This window comes from Corynebacterium sp. UMB6689, assembly GCF_030215295.1.
GTDB classification, from domain to species: Bacteria; Actinomycetota; Actinomycetes; order Mycobacteriales; family Mycobacteriaceae; genus Corynebacterium; species Corynebacterium aurimucosum.
On record NZ_JASOLS010000023.1, the window covers coordinates 1 to 23,144 of the forward strand.

Here is a 23,144-nt window from a genome sequence, read left to right on the forward strand (position 1 = left end):
CTTCGGTGCGCCGCGACGGGGGTAGTGGGAGGGCTGTGATGACAACGCGCGCATGGTGCGTGCGTTAACTTGTGTGGCTCAAGTGATTCGTGGGGTGAATTTCGGGGTAGAAGTCTCAAGTCTTTGTTGAGGCTGTGGGGGCTTAAGTGCAGGTTGAGGGTTGTTGTGGCCCAAGTGGCAGGGGAAAATTGTGGTCACACAACGACGCACCGCGTGGCCACATACTGCGGCCACACCAGGCGGTGTTCGCGCCTCGGCGCGAGTGACGTGATGAAGACAAGTTCGTAGGGGAAGACGAAGCTCGTCTTGCGTCGGCGCATGCCGGCGTGCCATCACTCGCACGTCAAAGGAGTTTAAGGAGTGAATCAACGCGTTCACCCGCAGCTGGCCGGTGCCGCCGTGCCGGCCGCTTCAGCCACCCCACTTGGTAGCCCGGCGGATAGTTGGCCCAACCGTGCCTGCGGTGAGGTCTGCACAGCCGTGCTGGAGATCTCAGGCATGCCGCGCAGCCTGCGTCCTGCCATCGAGCGCGCCATGGCGCGCTGTATTCGCAGTGAAAGCGAATTCATCGTCCCCGGCGATGACCCGCTGACCGCCCAGTGGTGCACCCGCTGGCGTCGCGACCCACTGTGGGACGTTGTCAGCATGAATGCCGACAACACGATAACGACGGATGCCGACAACGTAGTTAAAGGGGAAACCGCCAACGCAGGTTGCACCGGAATCGGCTGCCAACAAGTGCTCACCGGAACGCCCAGCGAATTGGAAGCGCTGGGCCGCGCGGTGGAGATGCTGGCAGGGGAGTACGGTTTCCGGGGCGTCGTCAAGCGCGCGGTCTAAGGCCTAGTCCGCGAAGGGATCGAGGATGCGCTCCGGCAGGTCCGCCACGGAGTCAATGATGCGTGTCGGGCGGAAAGGATAGCGCTCGATGATGCGGTCATCGCTGATACCGGAGCGCACCAGGATGCTGCGCATGCCGGCCTCCAGGCCAGACTTGACGTCGGTATCCATGCGGTCACCGATCATCACGGTGTTCTCCGAGTGCGCGCCAATGTTATTCAACGCGCTGCGCATCATGACCGGGTTGGGCTTGCCCACGTAATAAGGTTCGCGGTTGGTCGCCGCGGTGATGAGTGCCGCGACAGCACCCGTGGCTGGCAGCACGCCCTGCGGGGCCGGGCCCGTAACGTCCGGGTTGGTGGCAATGAACCGCGCGCCGTCGCGGATGAGATTGATTGCCGTGGTGATGGCTTCAAAAGAATACGTGCGGGTCTCACCCAAGACCACGAAATCCGCGTCCCGGTCGTTGAGAATCCAGCCGGCCTCGTGCAGCGCGGTGGTCAGCCCAGACTCGCCCACGACATAAGCCGTGGACAGCCCCGCCTGGTTGGAGAGGAAAGCCGCCGTGGCCGTCGCGGAGGTCCAGATGCGCTCCGCCGGAATATCCAAACCGGTGTTCTGCAGGCGCGCGGACAGGTCCCGCGGGGTGGACATCGAGTTATTAGTCAGAACCATGTACTCGATGTTGTTATCCTTCAGCGCTTGGATGAATTTATCCGCGCCGGGAATCATCTCCCCTTCCTTGATGAGGACGCCGTCCATGTCCGAAAGATAAGAAATCACGAGTGTTCCTCCACATACTCAGCAAGTTCGCCCACCGTGGTCACGGAGAGCATGGTTTCTTCATTAAGGCGGACCCCGCAGGCTTCCTCGAGGCGCACGGCTAATTCGATGCGCTCGAGTGATTCAACCCCCAGGTCCTCCAACTTCGCTTCGCGCTCCAGGCCTTCCTCCACGCCGGTCACCTTTGTGATGAGGCGGGTGAGCTCGCTATAGGCGTCGCCGGCGGGGGCAGAATCCTTCTCTTCTGCCGGCGCGGAGCCGAAGCGGGCTTGGAGTTGCGCTGAAAGGTCATTAGCCATGGGGCCCAGTCTAGTATTGAAATGTCATGGTTATTCGAGCACGTTCCTCCGCCATCGCCCGCAGCTGGTCGCGCCGGGTTCGCCCCCGCATGCGCGCCGTCGAGCACACCGTCCACAACGATCTGCATGATCTCACAACAAAGCCAGGGCTGACAGGAGTGAGCGACTCGGGCTTCGTGGATAACGACGGCGTGCGCGTGGCCTGGTATGAGGTGGGCCCTGAGGATGCGGAGGTCACCGCGGTTTTCATCCACGGCTATTGCCTGTCTGCTGAGAGCTTCTACTCCCAGGTCAACGACGTGCGCCGTAACTATCCAACGGTGCGCTGCCTGCTTGTCGATGTCCGCGGCCACGGCCAATCCACCCACGTCGCCCCCGCGCAGTGCACGGTGCGGGGCGCGGCCGATGACGTGCTGGCCGTGATTTCCGAGCGCGCCACCGAGGGGCCCTTGGTCCTCCTCGGGCATTCCATGGGCGGGATGATCGCGCTGAATTTATTACGCCGCGCCCCGCGGGATGTCTTTGATCGCGTCGAAGGAATGGCGCTGGTGGCCACCTCGATGCAGCGTTTTGCCGCCGCTGGCGCGGCTCGCATCTTGGAATCGAAGACGCTGGGCATGGTCTACCGCGCTTGCCTGAAGCTGCCGAACCGGCTCAACCGCGTGCGCTTCGAGGCAGCAGCACTCATCGCCCCAGTGTTTGCGGCACTGTTGCAGGGCTTCCCGCAGATGGACAAGCTGCAATTCCACGTGGCGATGCTGCTGGATACTCCGATGTCGAGCTACGCGGGCTTCTTCGATGACTTAGTAGAGCACTCCGAGTTCGGTGCAACGGCGCGGCTGCGCAGCGTGCCGGGGGAAATCGTGGTGGGCCAGCATGACATTGTGACCCCGCGCCGCCAATCGGAGGTCATTGCCCGCCACTGGCCGGACTCTACCCTGACCGTCATCGATGGCGCCGGCCACATGGTCATCCTGGAAGAGCCTAGCGAGGTCTCTAAGGCTTTGGGCAGGGTCCTCGATCGCGTGCTCGGCAACTAGTCCTCGCCGCTGATGGCTGCTGAGCCTTTTATCGGCGTTGGCTGAGCCTCCTGTGGTGGTCGAACTGCCCGTTCTGCCAAAGTTATAGCCTCTGATTCAAGATCTGGCCAGAACTTTGGCAACAAGGGCAGTTGCCCCTGGGCTGGAACATGAGTTGAGCATGAGAAAGCCCCTCCTGCTCAGGCAGAAGGGGCTTGAGGCCTTAAGCTCTAGCCTTAGTCCTCATCGGAGGACGTGGAGACGGTGGCGGTCGGGTCGTCGAGCTTCAGCTCGCGGGCCGCCTTCTCTACGGTGCTGCGCTCCACCTTGCCTTCGCGGGCGAGGCCCTCGAGGACGCCGACGACGATGGACTCGGCGTCGATGTTGAAGTAGCGGCGAGCACCCTCACGGGTGTCGGAGAAGCCGAAGCCGTCTGCGCCCAGGACGATGTACTCACCCGGGACGTAGGGGCGAATCTGCTCCTGCAGGTCCGTGGCAAAGTCGGAGACGCCGACGAACGGTCCCTCGAAGCTCTTGAGCTGGGAGGTAGCGAAAGCCTCGGTCGGCTCCGTGCCCTTGCGCAGCGCCTCCTGGTTGCGGGCAGCACCGTCGCGAGCCAGCTTGACCCAGGACGTGACGGAGAACAGCGAAGCCTTGACGTCGTAGTTCTCAGCCAGGATCTCCTGGGCGCGCAGAGCCTCGTACATACCCACACCGGAGGCCAGGATGTTGGCAGGGATGGAGCCGGACTCAGCGGTGTTGTAGTGGTAGATGCCCTTGTGCAGGCCCTCGACATCGAGGTTCTCCGGCTCGGCAGGCTGCTTGACCGGCTCGTTGTACACGGTGATGTAGTACATGATTGGCTCGTTGTCCTCGCCGTACATGCGCTCGATACCGCGGGGGACCAGGTGCGCAATCTCGTAGCCGAAGGCTGGGTCGTAGACCTCCACAGCCGGGTTGGTCGACGCCAAGATTGGGGAGTGGCCGTCCATGTGCTGCAGGCCCTCACCGGTCAGGGTGGTGCGGCCGGCGGTAGCGCCGATGATGAAGCCGCGGCCCAGCTGGTCGCCAGCAGCCCAGAAGGCATCACCGGTGCGCTGGAAGCCGAACATCGAGTAGAAGATGTACAGCGGGATCATCGCCTCGCCCTGGGTGGCGTAGGAAGTAGCCGCCGCAGTGAAGGACGCTGCGGCACCGGCCTCAGAAATGCCCTCGTGCAGAATCTGGCCGTCCGTGGCCTCGCGGTAGGAGAGCATGAGGTCGTGGTCCACCGGAACGTAGTTCTGGCCGCGCGGGTTCCAGATCTTCAGGGTGGGGAACCACGAGTCCATACCGAAGGTGCGGGCCTCATCCGGGATGATCGGCACGACGCGCTTGCCCAGCTCCTTGTCGCGCATGAGCTCCTTGAAGGTACGCACCAGCGCCATGGTCGTGGCCACGTCCTGCTTGCCGGAACCCTTGCGTACCGAGCGCAGCTTGGACAGGTCTGGGGTTGTCAGAGTCTCGAAGTTCTCACGGCGCTCCGGCAGGAAGCCGCCCAGCTCTTTACGACGCTCCAGCATGTACTTGATCTCCGGAGCATCTTTGCCCGGGTGGTAGTACGGCGGCAGGTACGGATCGGCCTCGAGCTGCTCATCGCTGATCGGGATGCCCTGCTTATCGCGGAAGAGCTTGAGATCCTCCAGCGTCAGCTTCTTCATCTGGTGGGTAGCGTTGCGGCCCTCGAAGTTGTGGCCCAAGCCGTAGCCCTTAATGGTGTGGGCCAGGATGACCGTCGGGCGGCCGGTGCCCGCGTAGCTCAACGCCTTGTCGTATGCAGCGTAGATCTTGCGGTAGTCGTGGCCACCGCGGCGTAGTGCCCAAATCTCATCATCGGACATGTCCTCCACCAGCTTGAGCGTGCGCTCATCGCGGCCGAAGAAGTGCTCGCGCACGTAGGCACCGTCGTTCGCCTTGAAGGTCTGGTAGTCACCATCGGAGGTGGTGTTCATGATGTTGACCAGGGCGCCGTCCTTATCGGCTTCTAGCAGCTTGTCCCAGCCACGGCCCCAGACAATCTTGATGACGGACCAGCCGGCACCGCGGAAGAAGGACTCCAGCTCCTGAATGATCTGGGTGTTACCGCGCACCGGACCATCGAGACGCTGCAGGTTGCAGTTGACCACGAAGGTCAGGTTATCCAGCTCATAGAGGGAAGCCATCTGCAGCAGACCGCGGGACTCCGGCTCATCCATCTCGCCGTCACCCAGGAAGGCCCAGACGTGCTGCTTGGAAGTGTCCTTAATGCCGCGCTTCTCCAGGTACTTGTTGAAGCGTGCCTGGTAAATGGCGTTGATCGGGCCAAGGCCCATGGACACAGTGGGGAATTCCCAGAAGTCCGGCATCAGGCGCGGGTGCGGGTAAGAAGGCAGGCCATTGCCCTCGCCGCGGGAGTGCTCCTGGCGGAAGCCGTCGAGGTCCTCCTCGCTCAGGCGGCCCTCCATGAAGGCGCGGGCGTAGACACCCGGGGAAGCGTGACCCTGGAAGAAAACTTGGTCACCGCCGGAGGGATCGTCCTTGCCCTTGAAGAAGTGGTTCAGACCCACCTCATACAGCGGGGCAGCGCCAGCGTAGGTCGAGATGTGTCCGCCGACGCCAATGCCTGGGCGCTGCGCGCGGTGTACCATGATGGCCGCGTTCCAGCGGATCCAGCGGCGGTAGCGCTTCTCCAACTCCTCATCGCCCGGGAACTCCGGCTCGAGGGAGGTGGGGATGGTGTTAACAAAATCCGAGGACGTCAGGGACGGCAACGGCACGCGCTTAGCGGTAGCGCGCTCAAGAAGACGCAGCATGAGGTAGCGGGCGCGCTCCGGATCGGAAGAATCTAGAAGACCATCGAGGGAGTCCATCCACTCGCGGGTCTCCTCCGGGTCGGAGTCATGCAGGTATGCTGCCACGCCATCGCGAACGATGGGAAAGTTGGAGTCGCCGTTGTGGGCGTCCAAGTCGGCCATTAAATCCTCCTGGGTCGTAGTACACAGATCTTGCTCTAGGATACGCGCCTCTTTCGCGGTGGGGCACTCGGAGGCCCCCACGGGTGGTTTTATGAGGGAAAATGTCCACCTCTGGGCGAGATCGGGGGCGGTTCGACGCGAAAAAGTGCACCGTAGACGTTAAAATACTCTGCATGACATCAACTACTTCATCGGAAGGAACTCAGCGAGTGACGGGATTTGCAGCCAAGCTCGGTATCGAGGAGGGCCAGATTGCCCTAGAACTTGGCTGGGACGAGGACTGTGACTCCACGATTTCTGAGTCCATCGAGGACGTGTTGGGGGAGGACTTCCTCGAGGAGGAGACCGACGAGCTGTGTGACCTCGTGCTGCTGTGGTGGCGCGCGGAGGACGGCGACTTGGTCGATGGGCTGGTGGATGCCACCCGTCCCCTGGGCGATTCCGGCCGCATCTGGCTGCTGACCCCGGGTGCTGGAAAGCCGGGCAACCTGGAGCCGGGTGAGATCTCCGAATCCGCACAGCTGGCCGGCCTCGTACAGACCAAGGCTGAGCGCCTCGGCGAGTGGCAGGGTTCCTGCCTCGTGGCCCGCGGCTACACCAAGAAGCCCTAAAGAATAACCGCAGGATATACCTGCTCAGGCGGCATTCGCGGCGTCGAATCACACCCTGATTTGTTGCTGCGGGTGCCTATGGGCTAATCTTGTTCGAGCACACCAAGTGTACTGCGGCTTTAGCTCAGCTGGAAGAGCAACTGGTTTACACCCAGTAGGTCGGGGGTTCGATCCCCTCAGGCCGCACCAAATGAAACCCCTTTCCGTTAAGTCGGAGAGGGGTTTCGTCGTGCTCGGCGGTTGCCCGCGGGTGCTCTAGGGCGAAGGCCGCTTTGGCGGTCGGCGTAGATGCGGACTGCTCCGGCTGCTTTGAGTTGGGTGTGTTGGCGTTCGGGGGTTTGGTCAGGGTTTAACCCTAGCGAACACTTGGTATGGTTCCGGAATTAGTGTTCGGTTAGGGTATACCTCAAATGTGAAGCTTCCTAGAACAATGGCCGAACGATGTAATCCGGGTGGGGGAGACTACTAACCACACAAACCCGCGCTAAAACAGCAAACATGTATTGAGGAGGATGGCATTGACGCGTAAACAGAAAAGCGCAGCCTACTGGTCGAGCGTTACTGTCGTTGTAGTGCTGTTCATCGCAACGCTTGTAATCAATTATCTAGCAGGACTAAGTGCTGATGAATCATACTTTGGAGCACATTGGTGGCATCGTCTGGCGTGGGTTACGCCACTGTTGTTCTTGGCTTCTTTGATTTGGGCCTGGTTCGAGCACAGGAAGGTGCATCGGTATCCGCATTGACCCATATTTAGTAGGGTCGCGCGTGAATGAGAAGGAAGCCTTTGCGCTTGGGTGAAAGATGCTTTTTGCTCTAGTGGGGAGTGTCGATCGGGCCTAACCCCCGACGTGTCTACTTTCCGGGGTCAGGCCCATGTCTTCGCCCCAGTTGGGAATGCAGTTCTCAGCGGTGCAGCCAGCGGCTTCAAGAATACTGTCGGCAATCTCCATGTTTAGAAAGCCGGCAATCTCGGAAATCTCGGTTTCGGTCGCTTCTCACGTCCACGCAATCGCGTTCATGATCGTCCCCTTTGGGGGCCGAGGCTAGAAGCGTTCCTGACCGCGCTCGCGGATCTTCTCGTAGAAGTCCGGCTTGGCGGAGCCATAGCGCGAGCGGGAGCGGCGGGAAGGCTGCGTTCCAGCCGCCGGTCTTGGTCCTGAGGCAGAAGGCGCTGTGGCTTCGGGGTGCTCGCTCGCAGGCTCCTCGTGCTCGGAGATATCGACGTCTGCGGACGCATCGGGGGAGCCAGCACTGGTGGCGGCCGCGGTGGCCTCGGCCATCAGGGCTTCCTCCTCGCGGGCCCGGCGGCGCTCCCGAATCTCGGACCACACGAAGTAGGCAAAGCCCAGCGGCGCCATGATGCCGAAGGCAATCCATTGGTAGCCATAGGAGAGGTGATTGCCGCGGTCCAACTTCGGCACCGGCAGCGCATGAAGCTCACCTGGTTGCTCGGGGGAGAGCTGGAGGTAGTCGTGGGCGAGGGGGACGTCGACAAGCTCTGCTATCTGCTCCGTATTGATGGAGTAGACCTGTGTGTATCCCTGCTCCTCAATGGGGGCGGAGGAGTGCTCGCGCTCGTTGTAGCGCGCCATGCCCACGATGGTCACCTTGTCCCTGGGCGCCGGATCGATGTGGGGCACAGAATTGCCCTCATCCGTAGGCACCCAGCCGCGGTTGACCAAGAAGGTCTCGCCGGATTCGGTTTCAAAGGGAACCAGTGACTGGAAGCCCGGGGCGGACTCCACCGGGCGCAAGCGCAGGAGAACCTCATCCTCCGGGAGGTAGTGGCCAGTTAGCTCCGCGCGCTCCCACTCCTTGTGCAAGGAACCATCCGCCGAAAAAACCTCGGTGACCGGTTGGGGGTCGGCCTCATAGGCCTCCTCAATGAGGTGGTTGCGCTCCACAATCTGATCGTCCTTATTTAGCTGCCACGGTGCCAGCACCGTGAAAGAGAAATAGGAAAAGGCGACGACGAAGATGAGAAAGAGCACCCACCCAGGCTTGAGGAATGTCTTGAGCATGATGATCAGTCTAGTAGCCGCAAAGAATTATCTAGCCGTGGTTCGTCTTAATCCACTCGAGTAGGCCGGGAACGGCGGCATCAATCTCCTCGCGGGTGCGGGCGAAATCCTCCTCCGTGCCGTAGAAAGGATCCTCTACGCTGGCATCCTCCGGGGAATTCGGATCGAAGCTGCGCATGAGGCGCACCTTCTCCTGTGGGATGCCGCGATCTAGGAGGGCATCGCGGTGGCCGGTGTCCATGGCCACGAAGAGATCCGCGTCCATGTGCTCTTCGCCCAGCTGGGCAGCCTGGTGGCCGGCACCATCGTGGCCGCCGCGGCGCAGTTCAGCAACGGCGCGCTCATCCGCGCCCTGGCCCACGTGCCAGCCGCCGAGGCCGCAGGAATCTACGCGCGCGAGGAGATCGAGCATGTCGGTCTCCATGGCATCGCGGGTAATGATTTCCGCCATTGGTGAGCGGCAAATATTGCCCGTGCATACGAAGACGATGTGGAGCTGGTTGGAGTTCTCCGGAGGCGTCATGCAAAGGCTCCTTAAGCTAGAGGGGTGCGCTGGCGAACGAAAGCTAGGATATAGCAGCGACGCGACTGACGTGAAACCTCAAGCCGTATAAGGAGCATAGGAGATGGCAGAACACACGACCGTTGGCGAAATCCGCCGCGTAATCCACGAGGCTTACCCGCCGCATCTGGCCGAGCCCTGGGATGCCGTTGGCCTGGTATGCGGCGACCCCACGGATGAGGTGAGCATCGTGGCTTTCGCTCTGGACTGCACCCAGGAGGTGGCAGACAAAGCTGTGGAACTCGGCGCGCAGATGCTCGTGGTGCATCACCCGCTGCTTCTGCGCGGGGTGACCTCGGTGGCGGCGGATACCCCGAAGGGCAAGGTCATTCACACTCTCATCCGCAACGGCGTGGCCCTGTTGGCCGCGCACACCAACGCGGATAAAGCACGCCCGGGTGTCAACGACAAGCTGGCTGAGCTCGTCGGAATCAAGCCTGGGCGCCCCATCGTCCCGGTGGAGCCCTATGAGAACCTCGACGAGGCCTTAGGGTTGGGGCGCGTGGGCGAGTTGGAGGAGCCGGTGACTCTGCGCGAATTCACCCAGCGCGTGGCCGATGCCCTCCCGGAAACTGAATGGGGAGTGCGCGCCGCTGGCGACCCGGAGCGGATGGTCAAGCGCGTGGCCGTCTCCAGCGGTTCGGGGGACTCTTTCCTGGACCAGGCGGCCGCGCTCGGAGTGGACGTCTACGTCACCTCCGATTTGCGCCACCACCCGGTGGATGAGCACCTGCGCGCCGCGCACCTGGCGGAGCCGGAGGGCCCAGCCGTGGTCGATACCGCTCACTGGGCCAGCGAATTTCCCTGGACCACCCAGGCACGCGATATTGTGGAAACCGCATTGCGCGTGAACACCGAGATCATCGATGTCCGCACCGACCCATGGACGATTTCTGCGCATAAGGAGAACTAAATGAAACTGTCACAGGATCTGCAGAGCATCTTGCTGGAGCTGGCGACCCTCGAGCGCTCCCAGGCGCACGGTGGAACTACCACCATCCCGGAGCAAGAGGAATACGAGAAGGCTCAGGCCGCACACGCCCGGCTTGTCGACGCCTCCGGCTCCGCCCAGCTCGCCGTCGATGACATGGAGATGGAGATCCTGCGCATCCAGGCCGATGAGCGCAAGCTGCGCCAGCGCGAGCGCGACGATAAGGCACAGCTCGGCGCCGCGACCGACCCGGAGACCCGCAAGGATCTGGAGCACGATCTCTACGCGGCCAAGTCCCGTATCGCGGATCTCATGAGCGAGCTGCAGGAAGCCCACAACGAAATCCACGCCCTGCGCGCCAACCTGGACGTCCACGGCGCAAAGGTCTCCGATTCCGAGCGCAAGCTCGAAGTCCTCAAGCGCGCGGCCGAGGCCGCCCAGGAGGCTGCGGCGAACCGCCCCGACCCACAGGTGCGCATCGGCGAGCTGCGCGAGCAGCTGCCCGCGGATGTCCTGGAAGAATACGAAACCGTGCGCGAAGAAAACGGTGTGGGGGCCGCGGCCTTCACCGGCCGCGCTTGCGGCGGCTGCTTCATCGTGTTGCCGCCGGCCGAGCAGAACGCAGTGCGCAACGCGGCGGCCGACGAGCTTCCGCAGTGCTCCGATTGCGGCTCCTACCTGGTGCGCCCGGCCTCATGAAGCTAGTCATCTTCGCTGACGGCGGCTCCCGCGGCAACCCCGGGATAGCCGGTTCTGGCACGGCGGTCTACAACGAGGACCGCTCGCAGCTGCTCAAAGAAATCGCCTACGTCGTGGGCCAGAAGTCCACCAATAACGTGGCCGAATACCACGGCCTGCTGCGCGGCCTTGAGGCCGCGGTGGAGCTGGGCGCAGACGAGGTGGAGTTTTATATGGACTCCAAGCTCGTGGTGGAGCAGATGAACGGGCGCTGGAAGATCAAGCACCCGGACATGCAAAAGCTCGCCATCGAGGCGCGCCGCCTGCTCAACCAGATTCCGCGCTTCAGCCTCGAGTGGGTACCGCGCGCCAAGAACTCGGTGGCCGATGAGCTGTCCAACGTCGCCATGGATGCCGCCGCGAAGGGCGAGCCCGTGGGCATCCTCGACATGGGTGCCGGCGACGCCACTGAAGCGGACGCTGCTCTCGATGCTGCGGGCAGTGGGGAGGCAGGGGAGACGTCGCCAAGCACGGCGTCCTCAACCGCGGCCGACTGGCGCCCCGAGTGTGGCCCGGCCACCCGCTTCATCCTGCTGCGCCACGGGCAGACGGCGATGTCCGCCGCCAAGCAATACTCCGGGCTCGCGAACCCCGAGTTGACTGAGTTGGGCAAGAAGCAAGCGCTCGCCGCTGCCCAAGCCTTGGCCGATACCCACATCGATGCCGTGGTGTGCTCGCCGTTGCGCCGCTGCCAGCAGACGGCCGCGGCCGTGGTTAAGGGCCGTGACCTGCGTGTGGAAACCGTCGAGGACCTCATTGAGGTGGACTTTGGACGCTGGGAGGGCAAGACCTTTGCTGAAGCCGACGCCGCCGACCCCGAGCTTCACGCGCGCTGGCTGAAGGATACGTCCGTGGCCTGCCCGGGCGGGGAGTCCCTGCGCGCCGTGCACCGCCGCGTCAGTGCTGCGCGCCGTAAGTTGCAGCAGCGCTACGCGGGGCAGACCGTTCTCGTGGTTTCCCACGTCAACCCCATCAAGTCCTTCGTGCGCCAGGCGCTTGATTCCGGACCGCAAACACCCAACCACCTCTTCTTAGAGCTGGCTTCTGTGAGTGAGGTTGAATTCTTCGACGGCGGCAGCACCCTGCACCGTTTCAACGATGTGGGGCATCTGGGCGCGCTGCGATAAACTAACAGGCGCGAATGAGCCGACCGGGCAAACGCGTTCCGTCGAACCGGTTCCGTTATGGGACTAGGCGCGGGCCGAGGAAAGTCCGGACTCCACAGAGCACGGTGGTTGCTAACAGCAACCCGGGGTGACCCGCGGGAAAGTGCAACAGAAAGTAGACCGCCGCGCCCTTCGCTTCGCTCCGGCGCGGCGTGGGGTAAGCGGTAAGGGTGAAAGGGTGCGGTAAGAGCGCACCAGCACCGTCAGCGATGGCGGTGGCTGGGTAAACCCCACTGGGAGCAAGGCATCATGGCCCGCCACGCTAGCGGGCCCGATCAGGCGTTAGTAGGTTGCTCGCCGAAGCCTGAAGGTAGCTGCTTGAGCCAACTGGCAACGGTTGGCCTGGATGGATGTTTGCCACCGCGCCACGCGCGCGGCACAGAATCCGGCTTATAGGTTGGCTCATTCGCGCCCTACACTTTTATTTTTTGGAACAATGGGGCGGCATGAAACTGTATGCCGCGCCCTTGGACTTTCGGCCCATCGCTGAGGAGTTTTCTGTTCCTACCGACTTCCCAGAGGAGGTCACCGCCCAAGCCGCGTCCGCTCAGGACCGCTATGCCGAGCAGCGCCGCGACGCCCGGGAGATCCCGTTGGTGACCATCGACCCAGCCGGCTCCAAGGACCTGGACCAGGCCGTGTTTATTGAGGCCCGAGATGGCGGCTACCGTGTGCTCTATGCCATCGCGGATGTCGCCGCTTTCATCGAGCCGGGCTCCGAGTTAGAGACAGAATCCTTAAAGCGCGGCCAGACCATCTACCTGCCCGATGAGCCAGCGCGGCTGCACCCGGCGGAGCTGTCTGAGGACCGGGCTTCGCTGCTTGCCGACGTCGACCGTCCCGCCGTCCTCTGGACCTTCGACCTCGACACTGCGGGTGAGGTGGAGGACTTCTCCGTGGAGCGCGCACTCGTGCGCAGCCGCGCGCGGCTGGACTATGACCAGGTCCATAAGGACTTGGAGAATGGTGCGCTGCATTCCTCCATCGCCTTGCTGCCGGAAGTAGGAAAGCTACGCCAGGCCTCCTCGCTGCGCCGCGAGGCGATCAACCTGCGCCTTCCTTCGCAGCGCGTATCTGAAAGCAGCGATGGGGAAGAAGGGCACTACGAGCTGGTGATGGAGCCGCGTCACGAGGTGATGGACTATAACTCGGAGATTTCCTTGCTTACCGGAATGTGTGCGGGGCGGTTGATGGAAGAACACGGAGTTGGTTTCCTGCGCACCCTATCTGCGGCCACCCCGGAGGCCGAGGCAACTTTTCGCTCGGAAGCGGAAGCGCTGGGCTTCGAGCTGGGGGAGCGCAGCATCTCGGAATTCCTCCATTCCGTGGATGCGGATTCACCACGCGGGATGGCGGTGATGCGTGAGGCCCAGCGGCTTTTGCGGGGTGCGGACTACGTGTGGCTCGAAGATGGCCAAGCGGACGTGCACGCGGGAATCGGCGGCTACTATGCGCACGTGACCGCCCCGCTGCGGAGGCTTGTCGACCGCTTCGCCACGGAGGTCTGCTTGGCGCTGAGCGGTGGCTACGAGGTTCCGCAGTGGGTGCGCGAGCGCGCCGGGGATATCATGTCCACGATGCGCTCAACATCGCAGTTGGCCTCCCAGGTGGATAAGGCGTGCTTGAACCTCACGGAGGCGACCGTCTTGGCGCCGTGGGTTGGCACCAACTTCGAGGCCGTCGTGGTTGATGGTGGGCCAAAGCGCGAGAAAGCACGGCTCTTCGTGCTGGACCCACCGGTGATTGGGCAGGCCGTAGGCCACCCAGAGACCGGCAAGGAAACGATGGTGTCCTTGGTGAAGGCCGACGTTGCGGAGCGCGATGTGCTCTTCGCCTGGCCGGCAGATTAGTCCTCGGTGATTGCAGGGCTTCCGGCAGAAAGCGGAATGACCAGCAGGCCGTCCTCGGCCAAGTCGGCCGCGAAGTTTGTGGCCCTAGCGCTCGGCACGTAGGCGATGACGGCGGAGGATGTGCCGGCGTGAGCAGAGCGTGAGGCGACGGCACCGCGGGCGGTGGCCAGCTGCGCGAGTTTTTCTGCGGAGTTGAAACCATAGACGGTGGCCAAGGCAGACTGCGACTGTGTGAGCAGCGGGAAGAGCTCGGTGCCGCGGCGGGAACGCAAAGCACGAGCAATGCCTTCGGCGCGCTCAGTTTCCTCCGAGTAGAAGGTCAGCCAAGCCGTGGCTTGGGCGATGGTCGGCTGGTTCTCGGTGCCGTGCACCTTGTGGACCGCGGCCAGCCACTCAAGGACGCGCTGGGGCGCATCCGGCAACAAGCGCAGCGACGGCGTGCCGAAGGCGCGGCAGGCGGCGTCGATGAACCGCTCGCGGGCGCGAATCTCCGTCACGGCCTCAGCGGAATCCACGTTTCCGGGCACGGCCAAGGCGAAGGCTGCAATGTCCTTGTTGATCATGTGAGGTGCCTGGGTCACGGAGCCATCGGCGTAGTCGATGATGGTGATGGAATCACCTGCGCCGCGCAGGGCAGCGGAGTGACGAGCGCGCAGTGCAGGGAATCGCGCGAAGGTGCCAACCGCTTGGGAACAGACTTCTGCGATACGGGCGCGCAGCGGGGCGTCATGCAGATCATCCGCCGTGCCGAGCAACGCCAAAGCGGTGGCGATGTCGATGGCTGCTGCGGCGCCGAGTCCAGTTGAATCGGGGATGTCGTTGACCACGGTGATATCGGCACCAGCGGTCTCGCGGGTAAGAAGCTGGCGGTTGATCATGGTGTAGATGATGCCGCCGAGGCGCGCCGCGATAGCGCCTTCGGGTGCTGGGGGCTCGATGGGCTGGCCTTCAGAATCCACGCCGGGTTGCTGTTGTGCAGCGAGGGCAGAAACCTGTTCGAGGGAGATCTCGTCTTTAACGGTCTCTCCATTGGTGTGCTCGAGGCGAACCTTGACGAGTCCGTCGCTGCGGGGGCTGACAGCTGCTGCCGCGCGGATATCTGCAAGCCCCATGATGGCAATGCCGCCGTAGTGGTCGATGTGCTCGCCAATGAGTGCCCAAGTGGCGGGGGCGCTGGCGACATGTGCTGATTCAGCACCCACGTTCTCGCGGTGTGCGGCGCGAACGCGGTCGACGGCCGGGGTCGAAGGGGCAGTCCACAGGGGCATCGGGAAGGTTCTCCTTTGCTGGTGGCGATATCCTGCCAAAGAAGTAGCAGCAGGACTAAGTGACCTATCTATTCTAACGGGCATGGTACGTAGGCGGTCTGTAGTGTGGGGTGCACTGAGTGAGAGATGAATAGAATGGAGAAAATTATGGCTGAGGCCGATAACAAGTGGTTCTATGACCCGTCCACCGGTGAGGTATCCCAGGGCAAGGTGTCCGGTTGGGAGAACCGCATGGGACCTTATGATTCCCGTGAGGAGGCTGAGCGCGCCATCGAAATCGCGCAAGCACGCACCGCTGCAGCTGATGCTGAGGACGCCGCCGAGGACGATTACTAAAGCACCACACCGCCGAGAACGGCACGGCTGATTAAGAAACCCACTTAAGAAGTCCGCTCAACAGAAGCGGCCCACACCACCGCACGGGAGCGAAGGTGTGGGCCGCTTCTGCTTGTTGCCTCGCAGCGCAGGAAGACTAGCGGAGGAAAGCCCCGCCGGCTAGCGCAGCTTCTTGCGCAGCGGCTTGAAGGCAGACTTGATGGCCTTGAAGCTATCCGAGTAGGCGTTGAGTGCTTCCAATCCGATGATGCGCTCACGCTGGTAGAGAAGGCCATAGCCGAAGGTGTCCTCACCACGGCGGCGTGCGCTTTCTGCCAACTCGAGCAGCTTATCGCGGGAGGTCACCGAATCCTGGAAGTCTCCCAAGACAGATTGCATCTGCTTGCAGGCCTTGTAGAGGTTCTTCGTCTTCAGCGTGGTAGCGGACCCAGCAGCTTCCGCGGCATAGCGCAGCTTCTTCGCTGCCTTGCGCATATCGTGGAAATACTCCTCACGCTCGTGCAGCGTCAGCTCGGTGTTATCCCAATTGGAGACGGCCTTCTTGTGGCGCTTGACCAGCTTGTCATAAGCCTGCTTGAGGTGCAGGGCCATCACCGTGTCGAGATCGTGGGGCTCGGCTTCCTCATCAGACTTGGCGTGCTTCGGCTCGTAGTCTTGTGCTGCTTCTTGTTCCTGAGCGGAATCAGTGGATGCCGACTCGGCGCTTTCAGAGTCTTCCGCTCCGCTATCCGCGGATGAGCTGTCTGAGTCAGCGGAGGTGTCTTCCCCGGCAACCGGCGGGTTGGCGAGGAAAGCGTCCAGTGCATCGAGCAGAGCTAGGTATTGGTCCGAATCGAGCGCGGCGATGACTCGGCGATGCGCACGGCGGTAGGCACGGCCCATGTCATGCGCAATGTGCTCGCGGGTAGCGTCATCGAGAACATCGGAGTCCTCGGAAGCGAGAAGATTCTGCCAACGTTCTTCCACAACCTCGGCATCACGGGCAACGCCCAGCATGGCCGCAAGCTCCTTGAGATCTGACTCGATGCGCTTGATCTCAGGGCCCACCACAATGCCGTGGAAGGTCTGCAAGTGGCTGCGCAATTCACGGGTAGCCACACGCATTTGGTGCACCGAATCCCACTCATCCCGGCGAACCCGCGGATCGAATTCGACGAGCTTGTCCCGATTAGCCTTCAGCGCCTCCACGACTGCCGCCGCGGGGGAGCCCGGCTCCACAGTGGACGCGGCGAGGGCCGGAGGCAGCTCGACGTTGTTGATGGAGTCTCCCAATGCAGACTTCAGCTTGGACGGCGAGGAGGAAACCCGAGCTCCAGAACCGATCAATAGGGACGTGGCGTGCCGCAGCAGTTTGCTGCCTGCTTTGCTTCCTGGCAGGTCCCCGGCGAGCTCTACTTCCCACTCGCGCCACGTGTTCTGGGAACCACCCGGCAGGAAGGAGAACGCGGTGACATGGTCATCGCAGAACTCAGCAACTGGTTGCTCGTCTGCGTCAACGAGGAGCAACTCGGTGCGGTTGTTATCCACCTGTGCGATCGGCTCAAGAGGCTGGTTGCGCACGACCGATCGGACCTGGTGGAGCAACTCGTCCGGAACCTCGTATTTGCCGTCGATGGGCTCACCGAGTTCCGCGCGGATCTCAGTGCGACCTTCCGCACCGGGAATCTTGATGTGCCAGCCATCATCATTTCCGCCGGTGCGACGTCGCAGCGTGATCTTCGCGTGGGTAAGGCGGAGGTCCTCGGTGTCGTAGTAAATCGCGGACAACGAGTGGTGGCGGGTTTCTGCAACACGGGAAACCTCATCGAGGTGGGTGAGATCCGGCATGGGGGTGGTCTCATCCACGGCGAACTTGGCTTCGATTTCAAGGAACGTCTTTGGAGACATGTACACACCTTCGTCGGGGAGCGAATTGATAAAAAGGAGGCATCAAACCTCGGTACCGCCTTCTAGGTTACCTGGCTAGTAACGCAAATGTGCCTGCCATTAATCGTCCTTAGCAGGTGAGTTGGCGGCGTCCGTTAAGCCCCAAGGAATCACCTCCCAAGTGGGACTTTTCTGCAGCTGATGCGCCGGCGGATACTCCTGCGTGGCTTCTCACCGTCAGGGAGACGGTGCGCGCATTGGGGTAGATTCGATCAGTCACTGCTTCGGCGTTGCGGCGGCGTTCTTCGACTGCCGATAGCGATTGCTGAGCCAGGGTAATTTCGTCTTGCCGAGTGCTGGGGCCGCTTGGTGCCGAAGCAGTCCCTTCTACGTCGTGGGAGAACAGCTTTGAATTTGCTTCCTCCAATAACTCACCGATACGGGTGGCATAAGACAGAATGAAGCTTCGGCGGAAAGACGCCACATTGCCAAGCTGGCGCGCACTCTCGGCGTGTTCGCCGTGGTGCATATGCCATTCACATTGCCGTAGAAGTGAGGCGAAAAGATCAGTGACGTGGTGAACGTCCTCTTCAGCGCCAATGACGGTGACAATCCCTTTGGGATGCAGCCTGAGGGCGGTGCATCCGTTCCGATCCGCAATGACGCTGAGCAGAGTGGTTTTGTGGTTGATATAGGGAGCGCTGATATGGATTGCGTGTGGATACCACCGTGTCCGAGGAACTAGTCAGTGTCTCCTCGAGGCGGTGCCGTTGTTGCAGGCTCTGCGCTTTGGCGATGAGCGCGCTGGCTTCTTCTTCATAGGGAGTGGATTCTGCTTTTCGCAAAAGATGAGAGATTTTGGCGCGGATCCTATCTTCCTTGCTGTCGCGGGATGCCCGAGAGTCGGTTCGTTGGGCCGCTAGCACTTCAACGTCCCGAAGGGGTGGCAGGAAAGTGATTGCTTCAATAAGTCGCATGAGGTCATCGGTAGACATGGTCATCGAGGCAGGCGGGGTGATGCTCAACCATTCCTTGCGCAGCGCAGTGGAACTAATCTGTGCGGGAACATGAGGGGCGGCGCGATAAATGAGTGGGTGGCAAAAACTACCCAGGACATGGAGCAGGTCTTTAGGCGACCATCCTTGCTGGGCTGCTTGGCTAATGAGCTCGATTCCTCGCTGGCTCAGGGTTGCGTGTTGTGCGTTCATGGCTGTTCCTCATCCTTCTTTATGGGTACATCTGTTCGGTTGTGTGGCCATTCAAGCATGTGAAGCCGACAGGGGACAGAGGAGTCGAAAAAATTTGCCCCCGAGATACTCTTGCCAACTGGGTTAATACATGTCGGTGCGGGGGCAAAAGAAGAAACTCTCTCCGTGGCTTCGGCGCGCGGCGGTAGGGTTTAAAGCATGAACAGCCAACACGAATTCGTCCTTCGTACAGTTGAAGAACGCGATATCCGCTTCATTCGCCTCTGGTTCACTGACATCTTGGGGGCGCTGAAATCGGTGGTAATGAGCCCCTCAGAGTTGGAATCCGCCTTCGAGGAAGGTGTTGGCTTCGACGGCTCTTCAGTGGAAGGGTTCTCCCGCATTTCGGAGGCCGACACCATCGCGATGCCGGACCCTTCAACCTTTCAGATCATGCCCTTTGACAAGGAAGAGCCCGAGCTTCTCTCGGCGCGCATGTTCTGTGACATTACTCAGCCCGATGGGCAACCTTCGTTGGTGGACCCGCGCCACATCCTGCGCCGTCAGGTAACCGAGGCGGCCAATGAGGGATTCACGTGCAAGGCATCTCCTGAGATTGAGTTTTATCTCCTTGAGGACGCGCGCGATATCAACAGGCTTGTTGCCACCGATAACGGCGGCTATTTCGACCAAGCCACGCATGATAACGCCCCGAGCTTCCGGCGCCGGTCAATGTACGCGTTGGAATCAATGGGCATCGCCACGGAGTTCAGCCACCATGAGACCTCACCTGGCCAGCAGGAGATCGACCTCCGCCATGCTGACGTATTGTCGATGGCGGACCACATCATGACCTTCCGCTACCTCATCAAAGAGGTTGCCTCCCAGCAAGGAGTGCACGCGACGTTCATGCCCAAGCCTTTCGAGGACCGCTCAGGCTCGGGCATGCATACTCACTTGAGCCTTTTCGAGGGAGATTCCAACGCCTTCCATGACCCCGATGATGAGATTTCGCTGTCCAGCACAGGACGGCAGTTCATCGCCGGCATTCTTGAACACGCAGTGGAGATGACAGCGATCACCAACCAGTGGACCAACTCCTATAAGCGCCTGATGTTTGGCAGCGAGGCTCCAGGGTCAGTGACGTGGGGAATCTCTAATCGTTCTGCGCTGGTGCGAGTTCCCACCTACCGCCTTTCCAAGGAAATGTCGCGCCGAGTTGAAATCCGCTCGCTGGATTCAGCGATGAACCCTTACCTGGGTTACGCGGTGCTCCTTGCCGCTGGTTTGCGCGGAATCAGAGAAGGCTATGAGCTAGGGGATCCGGCCGAGGATGACGTCCACCAGCTGACCCACCGCGAGCGTCGTGCGATGGGGTACAAGGATCTGCCGAGCAGCCTGGACCAAGCCCTCCGAGAATTTGAACGCTCCGAGTTTATGGCGGAGGTCCTCGGTGAACACGTCTTTGAGTACTTCCTGCGCTCAAAGTGGGATGAGTGGCACGAATACCAGCAGCAGATCACCGCATTCGAATTGCGCAACAACCTGAATTTCTAGGAGAAGTATGCGTCCAGCATCAGTACCGTCCCCAGCTACTCTTGGTCTGACCCGGCCAACTGCTGCGGAGGATCTATCCCGCCTCGGGTGGGATAATCCGGAGTCCCTAGAACTGTTGTGGACACTGGCCGGAGCAGGCGATCCCGATATGGCCCTCAACACGTTGATGAGGATCGTCGAGGGGGCGCCTGAGATTGGCCCGGCGATGCGCGAGGACGAAACATTCCGGGTGCGACTCATCGCCCTGCTGGGCGGCTCTTCGGCATTCGGTGATCATCTCGCTGCACACCCAGAAACCTGGCACGAGCTGCAGCGGGCGCTGCCGACTCCTACCGAAATGCTGCACACGCTGCTCACAGAGGTCGGGGCGGAACCTGCGACATACGTTGAGCAACCAGACCAGCCTGACACCGCGAGCCCCGACCTGACGTCTCCCGGCACCTACCGGGCAGCACCGGGGGACCACAAAGCATCACTCAAAGTGGCCTACCGAACGCTGATGATGCGCATTGCCGCCCATGACCTCGCAGGTACATTTCACTCGCGCAAGGGCCAGTCACGCCCCCAGCCGCGAGTTGGTTTCCGGGAGGTCACTAGGCTGACCACAGCCCTCGCAGATGCCGCCTTGACGGCAGCACTCGCCGGTGCGGTCCGGGTGGTCTATGGGGATGAAGCACTCGATGCGCAGCTGGCCGTCATCGCGATGGGCAAGTGCGGCGCGGGCGAATTGAATTACATCTCCGACGTGGACGTGATCTTTGTGGGTTCCGAGGCGACACCACGGATCACCCGCCTAGCGTCGGAGTTCAACCGGATTGGCTCGGCCTGCTTCTTCGAGGTTGACGCCAACCTGCGCCCGGAAGGTAAATCCGGTGCCTTGGTTCGAACGCTGGATTCACACGTGGCCTATTACAAGCGGTGGGCAGAAACCTGGGAGTTCCAAGCGCTGCTGAAGGCACGGCCGCAAACCGGCTATCTGCCCTTAGGCACGGACTACCTGGAACAGATCGGGCCGATGGTGTGGACTGCGTCGCAACGGGAGTCCTTCGTGGAAGACGTTCAAGCTATGCGCCGCCGCGTGCTGGATAATGTCCCCGAAAAGATGCGCCTTCGAGAGCTCAAGCTGGGGGAGGGCGGCCTGCGTGACGTGGAGTTCGCCGTCCAGTTGCTGCAGTTGGTGCATGGGCGCTCGGATGAATCGCTGCGCACACTCGCTACGGTTGATGCACTGGCAGCGCTCGTGCGCGCCGGGTATGTCGGACGTGAAGACGGCACCCAGCTCATCGAGGCCTACGAGTTTCTGCGTTTGCTCGAGCACCGCCTCCAGTTGGAGCGTTTCCGCCGTACCCACACTTTGCCGGAGAAGGACGACAACAAGGCGCTCACGTGGCTGGCCATCAATTCAGGCTTTCACCCACAGGGGCATCAGTCGGCAGCGGACCAGATGAATACCCAGCTGCGGAAGATTCGCCTGCTTATCTCTGAGCTCCACTCGCGCTTGTTCTACCGCCCGCTGCTCAATTCCGTGGCCTCGATGTCGGCGGATGAACTCAAGCTCTCCCGCGAAGCCGCGCTCTTGCAGCTAGCGGCACTGGGCTATCGCCACCCGGACCGTGCTTTTGAGCACCTCACCTCCCTCGCCGCGGGGCAATCGCGCAAGGCGCGCATCCAGGCCATTCTGCTGCCGACGTTGATGGAGTGGCTCTCCAATACCGCTGACCCGGATATGGGCCTGCTGAATTACCGCAAGCTTTCTGAGGCAGCTTATGACCGGACGTGGTTCTTGCGCATGCTTCGTGACGAAGGCGTTGTCGGCCAACGCCTCATGAAGATTCTGGGCACCTCGCCCTTCACGGCGGAGCTCATTATTCGCGCCCCGGACGTCGTCAAGCAGCTCTCCGATGGCGCGGCAGGGCCCAAGCTGTTGGAAACCAAGCCCGAGCAAGTGTCTTCCGCCTTGATTAATTCCACCAAGCGCCACGCGGACCCAGACAAGGCAGTATCGGTTGCCAGATCCCTCCGCCGCGCAGAGCTAGCGCGGATTGCCGCTGCTGATTTATTGGGCTTCTTGCCGGTTCAACAAGTGTGTTTTGAACTGTCCACCATCTGGAATGCTGTGCTGGAAGCCGCGCTGCGCGCCGAGGTCAGGGCGTGGAGGCTGAGCCACGAGGATGCCGAACCACCCGCCCGCATCGCCGTGATTGGCATGGGGCGGCTCGGCGGTATGGAGCTGGGCTTTGGTTCAGATGCCGATGTCATCGTGGTGGCGGAGCCAACAGGAGATAATGCCGAAGAAGAAGCTCTGCCATGGGCCATCGGCATCATTGAGAAACTGCGCCGCCGTCTGGCAAAGCCTTCCGGGGATCCGCCCTTGGACGTGGACTTGGGCCTGCGGCCAGAGGGGCGCTCGGGAACGGTCGTGCGCTCGATCGAATCCTATGAGCGCTATTACTCGCAGTGGGGCGAGCCTTGGGAGATGCAGGCTTTGCTCCGCGCGGCCTTCGTGGCAGGAGATGAGGAGGTCGGTACACGTTTCCTCACCATGGTGGATGCCTTCCGCTATCCGCCGAAGGGCGTGAGTGAGAAGACGATTCGTGATATCCGCCGAATGAAGGCGCGCGTTGATAACGAACGCCTCCCGCGCGGCGCTGACCGCAATACCCACACCAAGCTGGGGCGCGGTGGGCTAACGGATATCGAATGGACCGTTCAGCTGCTCCAGATGATGCACGCCCACGAGGTTCCGGCGCTGCATGATCCGTCCACCCTGCGGGTGCTCGATGCCCTCGAGGACAATGAGGTTATCCCTGTCGAGCAAGTGCAGGAGTTGCGGGAGGCTTGGCTCTTGGCCACCGATGCCCGCAATGCGCTCGTGCTGGTGCGCGGCAAGCGCGTGGACCAGCTTCCGGCACCGGGCCCGCAGCTGGCGCAGGTGGCCGGCGCGGCCGGGTGGGAGCCCGAGCGTAATCAGCAATTCCTGGAGCATTACCTCAAAGTGACCAGGCACGCGCGGAAGATAGTGGATGAGGTGTTCTGGGGTGAAGCAGAATCCTTCGAGCATGACTAGCAGAAGGCAGTTGCTCCGCCCCTGACCCGCACCCTGAGCTCACCCGG

19 protein-coding genes, 1 tRNA gene and 1 other RNA gene are annotated in these 23,144 nt (G+C 61.8%); 12 read left to right on the forward strand and 9 right to left on the reverse strand.

What is annotated here, in order from left to right:
* Positions 1-360 precede the first annotated feature (360 nt).
* The gene (locus tag QP363_RS11050) at positions 361-840 is read left to right on the forward strand and encodes a hypothetical protein (protein WP_284764610.1); all 480 of its coding nucleotides are present in this window, start codon (positions 361-363) and stop codon (positions 838-840) included.
* Between the two features lie 3 nt (positions 841-843).
* Here the strand turns inward: QP363_RS11050 and QP363_RS11055 are convergent, their stop codons facing one another.
* Both QP363_RS11055 and QP363_RS11060 read right to left on the reverse strand, forming a co-directional pair.
* Positions 844-1,623 (reverse strand): HAD-IIA family hydrolase, encoded by a 780-nt coding sequence (locus QP363_RS11055; RefSeq protein WP_070643980.1) that lies wholly within the window; start codon positions 1,621-1,623, stop codon positions 844-846.
* Positions 1,620-1,922, reverse strand: coding sequence for an acyl carrier protein (locus QP363_RS11060; RefSeq protein WP_070719527.1), 303 nt, complete (start codon positions 1,920-1,922; stop codon positions 1,620-1,622). The genes QP363_RS11055 and QP363_RS11060 overlap by 4 nt, the downstream gene beginning before the upstream one ends.
* A 26-nt stretch (positions 1,923-1,948) precedes the next feature.
* Here QP363_RS11060 and QP363_RS11065 point away from each other — a divergent pair, with 26 nt between their 5' ends.
* The gene (locus QP363_RS11065; protein WP_284764611.1) at positions 1,949-2,962 is read left to right on the forward strand and encodes an alpha/beta fold hydrolase; all 1,014 of its coding nucleotides are present in this window, start codon (positions 1,949-1,951) and stop codon (positions 2,960-2,962) included.
* 215 nt (positions 2,963-3,177) lie between these two features.
* Here the strand turns inward: QP363_RS11065 and aceE are convergent, their stop codons facing one another.
* Positions 3,178-5,934: a pyruvate dehydrogenase (acetyl-transferring), homodimeric type gene (gene aceE / locus QP363_RS11070; RefSeq protein WP_201827677.1), complete on the reverse strand. Its 2,757-nt coding sequence runs from the start codon at positions 5,932-5,934 to the stop codon at positions 3,178-3,180.
* A gap of 173 nt (positions 5,935-6,107) precedes the next feature.
* On the opposite strand from aceE, the gene QP363_RS11075 reads away from it, so the two are divergent.
* Together QP363_RS11075 and QP363_RS11080 are read left to right on the forward strand one after the other, a co-directional pair.
* Positions 6,108-6,545, forward strand: a complete 438-nt coding sequence (locus QP363_RS11075; RefSeq protein ID WP_046647091.1) for a DUF3052 domain-containing protein — start codon at positions 6,108-6,110, stop codon at positions 6,543-6,545.
* 113 nt (positions 6,546-6,658) lie between these two features.
* Positions 6,659-6,734: transfer RNA gene (locus QP363_RS11080), tRNA-Val, on the forward strand.
* A gap of 857 nt (positions 6,735-7,591) precedes the next feature.
* On the opposite strand, the gene QP363_RS11085 is transcribed toward QP363_RS11080, so the two are convergent.
* Positions 7,592-8,569, reverse strand: a complete 978-nt coding sequence (locus QP363_RS11085) for an SURF1 family protein (protein WP_284764612.1) — start codon at positions 8,567-8,569, stop codon at positions 7,592-7,594.
* A 31-nt stretch (positions 8,570-8,600) separates the two neighbouring features.
* Entirely contained in the window at positions 8,601-9,092 is a 492-nt protein-coding gene (locus tag QP363_RS11090) for a low molecular weight protein-tyrosine-phosphatase (RefSeq protein ID WP_070719523.1), read from the reverse strand.
* Positions 9,093-9,195: 103 nt separating this feature from the next.
* Here QP363_RS11090 and QP363_RS11095 point away from each other — a divergent pair, with 103 nt between their 5' ends.
* The 5 genes from QP363_RS11095 (at position 9,196) to QP363_RS11115 (ending at position 13,816) form a co-directional block, all read left to right on the forward strand.
* Positions 9,196-10,044 (forward strand): Nif3-like dinuclear metal center hexameric protein, encoded by an 849-nt coding sequence (locus QP363_RS11095; RefSeq protein ID WP_284764613.1) that lies wholly within the window; start codon positions 9,196-9,198, stop codon positions 10,042-10,044.
* Entirely contained in the window at positions 10,045-10,761 is a 717-nt protein-coding gene (locus QP363_RS11100) for a zinc ribbon domain-containing protein (RefSeq protein ID WP_284764614.1), read from the forward strand. It abuts the gene before it with no gap.
* On the forward strand, positions 10,758-11,927 hold the full coding sequence (locus tag QP363_RS11105; RefSeq protein ID WP_284764615.1) for a bifunctional RNase H/acid phosphatase: 1,170 nt from the start codon (positions 10,758-10,760) through the stop codon (positions 11,925-11,927). Before QP363_RS11100 ends, QP363_RS11105 begins: the two co-directional genes overlap by 4 nt.
* 15 nt (positions 11,928-11,942) lie before the next feature.
* Positions 11,943-12,375, forward strand: an RNA gene (rnpB, locus tag QP363_RS11110) — RNase P RNA component class A.
* 37 nt (positions 12,376-12,412) lie between these two features.
* Positions 12,413-13,816 (forward strand): RNB domain-containing ribonuclease, encoded by a 1,404-nt coding sequence (locus tag QP363_RS11115; RefSeq protein ID WP_284764616.1) that lies wholly within the window; start codon positions 12,413-12,415, stop codon positions 13,814-13,816.
* On the opposite strand, the gene QP363_RS11120 is transcribed toward QP363_RS11115, so the two are convergent.
* Positions 13,813-15,084, reverse strand: a complete 1,272-nt coding sequence (locus QP363_RS11120) for a galactokinase family protein (RefSeq protein WP_284764617.1) — start codon at positions 15,082-15,084, stop codon at positions 13,813-13,815. The genes QP363_RS11115 and QP363_RS11120 overlap by 4 nt on opposite strands.
* 147 nt (positions 15,085-15,231) lie before the next feature.
* Here QP363_RS11120 and QP363_RS11125 point away from each other — a divergent pair, with 147 nt between their 5' ends.
* Complete coding sequence (locus QP363_RS11125; RefSeq protein WP_012715171.1) at positions 15,232-15,420, forward strand: hypothetical protein; 189 nt, start codon at positions 15,232-15,234, stop codon at positions 15,418-15,420.
* A 159-nt stretch (positions 15,421-15,579) separates the two neighbouring features.
* Here QP363_RS11125 and QP363_RS11130 read toward each other — a convergent pair whose 3' ends face one another.
* From QP363_RS11130 to QP363_RS11140, 3 genes are all read right to left on the reverse strand, one after another.
* Entirely contained in the window at positions 15,580-17,307 is a 1,728-nt protein-coding gene (locus QP363_RS11130) for a CYTH and CHAD domain-containing protein (RefSeq protein WP_070447460.1), read from the reverse strand.
* A gap of 109 nt (positions 17,308-17,416) precedes the next feature.
* Positions 17,417-17,815: a hypothetical protein gene (locus tag QP363_RS11135; RefSeq protein WP_284764618.1), complete on the reverse strand. Its 399-nt coding sequence runs from the start codon at positions 17,813-17,815 to the stop codon at positions 17,417-17,419.
* Between the two features lie 61 nt (positions 17,816-17,876).
* The gene (locus tag QP363_RS11140; RefSeq protein ID WP_284764619.1) at positions 17,877-18,494 is read right to left on the reverse strand and encodes a DUF2786 domain-containing protein; all 618 of its coding nucleotides are present in this window, start codon (positions 18,492-18,494) and stop codon (positions 17,877-17,879) included.
* Positions 18,495-18,692: 198 nt separating this feature from the next.
* Between QP363_RS11140 and QP363_RS11145 the strand changes: the two genes are divergently transcribed.
* Positions 18,693-20,030 carry a glutamine synthetase family protein gene (locus tag QP363_RS11145; RefSeq protein ID WP_070719515.1) on the forward strand — a complete coding sequence of 446 codons (1,338 nt, stop codon included), beginning with the start codon at positions 18,693-18,695 and terminating at the stop codon, positions 20,028-20,030.
* 7 nt (positions 20,031-20,037) lie between these two features.
* The gene (locus tag QP363_RS11150) at positions 20,038-23,097 is read left to right on the forward strand and encodes a bifunctional [glutamine synthetase] adenylyltransferase/[glutamine synthetase]-adenylyl-L-tyrosine phosphorylase (RefSeq protein WP_284764620.1); all 3,060 of its coding nucleotides are present in this window, start codon (positions 20,038-20,040) and stop codon (positions 23,095-23,097) included.
* The last annotated feature ends 47 nt before the right edge of the window (positions 23,098-23,144 follow it).